This window comes from Streptomyces sp. SID1328, from assembly GCF_009865595.1.
Taxonomy (GTDB): Bacteria; Actinomycetota; Actinomycetes; order Streptomycetales; family Streptomycetaceae; genus Streptomyces; species Streptomyces griseoluteus.
In genome coordinates this window covers 1-5,589 of record NZ_WWKH01000726.1, presented here as the reverse complement: position 1 = coordinate 5,589, position 5,589 = coordinate 1, and the positions used below count along the sequence as shown (strand labels likewise).

The 5,589-nt window shown below is 69.3% G+C and carries 6 protein-coding genes and 1 tRNA gene; 2 read left to right on the top strand and 5 right to left on the bottom strand.

The genetic code is table 11. The features are described 5' to 3' along the window. Positions 1-455: 455 nt before the first annotated feature. Positions 456-815, top strand: coding sequence for a hypothetical protein (locus tag GT030_RS23220; protein ID WP_086694495.1), 360 nt, complete (start codon positions 456-458; stop codon positions 813-815). Between the two features lie 129 nt (positions 816-944). Here GT030_RS23220 and GT030_RS23215 read toward each other — a convergent pair whose 3' ends face one another. From GT030_RS23215 to GT030_RS23195, 5 genes are all read right to left on the bottom strand, one after another. Next, positions 945-1,253 carry an SCO5918 family protein gene (locus GT030_RS23215; protein ID WP_086694494.1) on the bottom strand — a complete coding sequence of 103 codons (309 nt, stop codon included), beginning with the start codon at positions 1,251-1,253 and terminating at the stop codon, positions 945-947. Between the two features lie 63 nt (positions 1,254-1,316). Continuing rightward, a complete protein-coding gene (locus GT030_RS23210; RefSeq protein WP_161202747.1) occupies positions 1,317-2,735 on the bottom strand; it encodes a DEAD/DEAH box helicase in 1,419 nt (472 codons plus the stop codon). A gap of 173 nt (positions 2,736-2,908) precedes the next feature. Beyond that, on the bottom strand, positions 2,909-3,112 hold the full coding sequence (locus tag GT030_RS23205; protein WP_161202746.1) for a cold-shock protein: 204 nt from the start codon (positions 3,110-3,112) through the stop codon (positions 2,909-2,911). Between the two features lie 354 nt (positions 3,113-3,466). After that, a tRNA-Lys gene (locus GT030_RS23200) sits at positions 3,467-3,539 on the bottom strand. 77 nt (positions 3,540-3,616) lie between these two features. After that, positions 3,617-5,098, bottom strand: a complete 1,482-nt coding sequence (locus GT030_RS23195; protein ID WP_161202745.1) for an amino acid permease — start codon at positions 5,096-5,098, stop codon at positions 3,617-3,619. 188 nt (positions 5,099-5,286) lie between these two features. On the opposite strand from GT030_RS23195, the gene GT030_RS37185 reads away from it, so the two are divergent. Beyond that, positions 5,287-5,589: hypothetical protein (locus GT030_RS37185; protein ID WP_202460459.1), on the top strand; the 303-nt coding region annotated here is incomplete at its 3' end.

The following is a 5,589-nucleotide window of genomic DNA, read 5'->3' as shown; positions in this document are numbered from 1 at the left end:
GGGGCCTTGGTGCCGTACGGCACCAAGGCCCCGAAGGAACTGCAACCATCTGCCGACCCTAATACCGCGTCGGCCTTCTGTGTCCGCACAGCCGCCCGATAAGCCGACCGGGGTGCGGGGATCGCGGATGCGTGACCGGAGACCACCTGCCTATCGATGTCCTGCGGTACCCGGACTCACATCTGCCGGTCCGGGCGATCCTGATGGCGCTCGACTCCTCCGTTCTTCCCTCTGAACCGATCGCTTGTCACACCTGTGCTGCTGCTGCCCGGCAGTTCGTGTCTGCCGGGCCTTGATCGATCTCGGCTACGAGAGAAACCGTAGCCAAGCGCTCCTCGAATGTCTACTGTGACGGCGATAGATTTTCGCGTGTCCGGCGGAGAAGTATCCGTTTACGGCAGCCTCTGCGACGGCCCCCGCCACCCGGTCGGGCCCGGCGCATAGAATCCGACGTCATGCCGAAGCCTGACGAGCTGATCGTTGACATCGCCGCCCTCGTGGAGTCCGGGCAGAGCAACCAGATGTCTCTCACCGTGGTCACCAGTGGTGCTGTCATCACCGGTCGACTGGCTCCCGAAGCCATGTGGCGGCGGAGGGTGTCCGAAGTGCTGCGGGATTCCACCCATCTGGGCGAGTTCTGCGCCGTCTTCGACGCCCCCGCCAAACGCGACGGGACACCCACGCACCTTCACTTCCACGTCGCCCGCATCCTCCAGGGCACCGTGGGCATCCCGATGACGGGCGGGATGTACCGCGTCGCGATCGAGGACGTCACCGCCTGGACGATGGGTGACTTCAGCTACTCCGACAACTGACCCACTGCCCCGCCCCGCGCCGGGAACGGTACGGAACGCGGAGAGGGCCCGACCGGCGCGTGCCGGTCGGGCCCTCGGTGCTCTCCGCTGCTCTGTACTGCTCCGCCGGGCTCCCGCCCGTCCGGCCGGTCAGCCGGTCAGGGAGGTGCCGAGCATCGCGGACGCCCGCTCCAGCGGGGTCTCGGCGGGCGCGGGGACGGCCTCGGGAGCCGTACGGCAGGTGAAGCCGAGCCGGGCCATGGCGCGCAGCACCTCACCGGCACTGAAATCGCGGCGGTCCTGACGGGTGACGACCTCGCCCACCTGCTTGGCGGGGTAGTGGCGGCGGCCGATGATCACCGACTCGGCGGTGACCGGCTCGGGCTTGACGCCCTTCATCGATTCCAGCACGCCGTTCTTGGTCAGCTCGAACGGGAAACGTGCGATGACACAGCGCATGATGCCTCACAGGGAGAAGGGAAGACGGGGCGGACCTCGGTGACGTGGTGCGTCACCAGGGTCCTATGCCGCCGTACCGTCGGTGGACTGCCGTCCGGGTGCGCGGCGGGCCGCCGGGACCGGGCGGCGTCGGCCGCGTGCGGGGGCCCTGCGCTTCTTGGGGCGCTCGACGACCGGTGCGGTGATGACGACCGGGACGCCGGAGGGTGCCTGGGCTCCGGTGATGCGGTTCAGGGCCTCGTCGCCGGTGCGGACCTGGGTGGTCTGCGGCCGGATTCCGGCGTCCGACATGAGGCGGGTCATGCCGCGGCGCTGGGTCGGGGTCACCAGGGTGACGACACTGCCGGACTCGCCCGCACGGGCGGTGCGGCCGCCGCGGTGCAGGTAGTCCTTGTGGTCGGTCGGCGGATCGACGTTGACGACGAGGTCGAGGTTGTCGACGTGGATGCCGCGTGCCGCGACATTGGTCGCCACCAGCACGTTGACGTGGCCCGTCTTGAACTGCGTCAGGGTCCGGGTGCGCTGTGGCTGCGACTTCCCGCCGTGCAGGGCCGCGGCCCGTACCCCGCTGTTGAGCAGGTGTTCGGTGAGGCGGTCGACGGCGTGCTTGGTGTCGAGGAACATGATCACGCGGCCGTCGCGGGCGGCGATCTGGGTGGTGGCCGCGTGCTTGTCGGCGCCGTGGACGTGCAGCACGTGGTGCTCCATCGTCGTGACCGCGCCGGCCGAGGGGTCGACCGAGTGCACCACGGGGTCGCTGAGGTAGCGGCGCACCAGCAGGTCGACGTTGCGGTCCAGGGTCGCGGAGAACAGCATGCGCTGGCCCTCCGGGCGTACCTGGTCGAGCAGCGCCGTGACCTGCGGCATGAACCCCATGTCGGCCATCTGGTCGGCCTCGTCCAGGACGGTCACCGCGACCTGGTCCAGCCGGCACTCGCCCCGGTCGATGAGGTCCTTCAGGCGTCCCGGCGTGGCGACGACGACCTCGGCGCCCCCGCGCAGCGCGCTCGCCTGCCGCCCGATCGGCATGCCGCCCACGACCGTGGCCAGCCGCAGCTTCACCGAGCGGGCGTACGGCGCGAGCGCGTCGGTGACCTGCTGCGCTAGCTCACGCGTCGGTACGAGGACCAGCCCGAGCGGCTGCCGGGCCTCGGCACGCCGCCCGGCCGTACGGGCCAGCAGCGCGAGCCCGAAGGCGAGCGTCTTGCCGGAGCCGGTACGGCCCCGGCCCAACACGTCCCGGCCCGCGAGGGAGTTCGGCAAGGTCGCCGCCTGGATCGGGAACGGCACGGTCACACCCTGCGCACCGAGCGCGGCCAGCAGATCCCCCGGCATGTCGAGATCGGCGAAACTCTCCACGGCCGGAAGCGCGGGAGTCGTCGTCCGAGGGAGCGCGAACTCCCCCTGGATCGCGGGGGTCCGGCGGCCGGAATTCCCGTGGCGGGTGCGGGTGAAGCGGTCGTTCGTGCGTGTGCGGTTCATGCGGAACCTTCCTTGATGCGGCACATATCAAGGAATTCCCGCAGCGTTGAGCCGCACGGGTAATTGCAAGAATGAGCCGGTGGAGCGCAGCGTAAGAACGCTGCGGAAAATGCGAGTAGCCGGGACCCGCACCCCGAAGGATGCGGGCCCCGGCTACAAAGTGCGCGTGAGCGTCAGGCGGCGACGATGTTCTCGGCCGTCGGGCCCTTCTGGCCCTGGGCGATGTCGAAGGACACCTTCTGGCCCTCGAGCAGCTCACGGAAGCCCTGGGCGGCGATGTTGGAGTAGTGGGCGAAGACGTCGGCGCCGCCGCCGTCCTGCTCGATGAAGCCGAAGCCCTTTTCCGCGTTGAACCACTTCACGGTGCCAGTAGCCATGTCAATTCTCCTTCGGGGCAGTGCATCGCGGTACGCACTGTACGAACCGCGTGTCGCCGCGATGATTACCCCGCCCGGAAAAGACCGGAAATGCAACTTCGGGAACCACAACTGCAACCGAGACCGACGGTAGCACGCTTCTGCGGCCGATGTCGGGTGAAAATGCCGCCTCGGCCATTGCCGCAAATAACCTGTCGGCGCGTTCCATTGAAAACTCAGTTCGCCGGAACAGCTATTGATTCACCGGCGGCACAGGGTTTCGAAGAGGGCGCCGGACGGGCGACCCGTGGCCCGGTACCGGGCAAAACGGACACGCCCCCGGCTCAACGGATCGTCGGGCCGGGGGCGTTCGGGTAGGCCCTGTGGGACTCGAACCCACAACCAATGGATTAAAAGTCCACTGCTCTGCCAATTGAGCTAAGGGCCCGGGGCGGTGCTGCCTGTCCGAGCATAGCTGGCGGTGGCCGTGTCTCCGATCGGGTATCGGGGACACGGCCGCGTCGGTCAGTCGCGAAGGAACCAGTGGCGGGCCGACGCGAGCCACCAGATGGCCGCGAAGCCGAGGACGACGAGGACGGCGACCGGGGCGTAGTTGAAGGTCTCCCAGGTGACCGGTGAGACCTGGGGCAGCATGAAGAGCACCGTGATCAGGACGACCCAGACGACCGAGACCACGCCGATGGGGAGCGACCAGCGGCCCAGATGCCACGGCCCCCGCTGGAACCCCGCGCCCTTGCGGACACGCAGCAGCGTCGGGATGACGTAGGCGATGTAGAGCCCGATCACCGCGATGGACGTCACGGCCGCATACGCCGTTGAGTTGATGAGGTACGGCAGGCCGAGGACGAGCGCGCCCAGGGCGGCCAGCCAGACCGCCGCGACCGGGGTCCGGGTGCGCGGGCTGACCGTGTGCCACACGCGGGAGAAGGGGAGCGCGCCGTCCCGCGAGAAGGCGTAGATCATGCGGCTGTTGGCCGTCACCGAGGCCATCCCGCAGAAGAGCTGGGCGCCGATCACCACGAGCAGGAGCAGCTTTCCGGTCGTGGCACCGAGCGCGTCCAGGAGGATCTGCGCCGGGGGCGCGCCGGTCGGCGAGTTCAGCGCGCCGTCGTAGGACTGGATGGCGAAGGTGAAGCCCAGCAGCAGGACGAAGCCCGCGATCCAGGAGGTCCAGATGGAGCGGACGATGCCCTTCGGGCCGGCGGTCGCCGCGTCGTGGGTCTCCTCGGTCATGTGGGCGGAGGCGTCGTAGCCGGTGAAGGTGTACTGCGCCATGAGGAGGCCGAGCAGCACCACGTAGAACCCGCTGCCCCAGCCCGTCTCGTTGACGAAGTGGGTGAAGACGAAGGACGCCGACTGGTGGTGGTCGGGCAGGAAGGCCAGCGCGCCGACGATGACCGCGACACCGCCCACGTGCCACCACACGCTCACGCTGTTCAGCAGGGCGACGATCCGCACCCCGAAGGTGTTCAGCAGCCCGTGCAGCAGCAGGATCGCCGCGAAGAGCAGGACCGTACGGCCGGGCGACACCCGGAAGCCGAACTGGAGGTTCAGCCAGGCCCCGAGGAAGGACGCCGCGCCGAAGTCGATGCCCGCCGTCACCGCCACTTGGCCGAGCACGTTGAACCAGCCGGTGAACCACGCCCAGGCCGCCGCCGAGCGCGGGGGCGCGAGCCGGTGCGCCCAGAAGTACAGGCCGGCCGAGGTCGGGTAGGCGGAACAGATCTCGGCCATCGACAGGCCGACGAACAGCGTCATCAGGCCGACGGCCACCCAGCCCCAGGTGATCACGGCGGGCCCGCCGGTCACCATGCCGAACAGATACAGCGTGAGGCAGCCGGACAGCACCGAGATGATCGTGAAGGAGACGGCGTAGTTGGAGAACGCCGACATCCGGCGGGCCAGGACCTGGGTGTAGCCGAGCTGGGCGAGCCGCTCCTCGTCGGACAGGGCCGACTCGGCTCTCGCTTGCGTGTCGTCTGTCATGACCCCAGCAATTCCCTGGGGGCCGGCGTGACATGCGTCACGCGACGGCCGAAAAGCACCGGGAAACCCGAAGGGCCCGTACGGAGATCCGTACGGGCCCTTCGTCAGCTCACTGGGCGTCAGCCGTTGCGCTTCCAGCGGGGCTTGTCGTCGCGCCGGCCGAAGGAGGACGAGCCGCCGGTGCCGCGGTGCTCGTCACGGCGGCCGTAGGGGCGCTCGTGGCCGCCGGAGCGGAAGCCCGGACGGTCGTCGCGGCGCTCACGGTTGAACGGACGGTCGCTGCCCCGGTGACCGCCACGGTCGTCGCGGCGGAAGCCGCCGCGGTCGTCACGACGCTCGAAGGGACGGCCACCGCGGTCGTCACGACGCTCGAAACCCCGGTCGCCCCGGTCCTGGTTGAAGGAACGGCGCTCACCGCCACGGTCGTCACGGCGCTCGAAGGAACGGCCACCACGGTCGTCACGACGCTCGAAACCACGGCCGCCACGGTC

Bases quoted from the DNA above. Each gene is read 5' to 3' on its own strand.
- GT030_RS23220 (WP_086694495.1), top strand. From the start codon at position 456: ATGCCGAAGCCTGACGAGCTGATCGTTGACATCGCCGCCCTCGTGGAG.
- GT030_RS23215 (WP_086694494.1), bottom strand. From the start codon at position 1,253: ATGCGCTGTGTCATCGCACGTTTCCCGTTCGAGCTGACCAAGAACGGC.
- GT030_RS23210 (WP_161202747.1), bottom strand. From the start codon at position 2,735: ATGAACCGCACACGCACGAACGACCGCTTCACCCGCACCCGCCACGGG.
- GT030_RS23205 (WP_161202746.1), bottom strand. From the start codon at position 3,112: ATGGCTACTGGCACCGTGAAGTGGTTCAACGCGGAAAAGGGCTTCGGC.
- GT030_RS23195 (WP_161202745.1), bottom strand. From the start codon at position 5,098: ATGACAGACGACACGCAAGCGAGAGCCGAGTCGGCCCTGTCCGACGAG.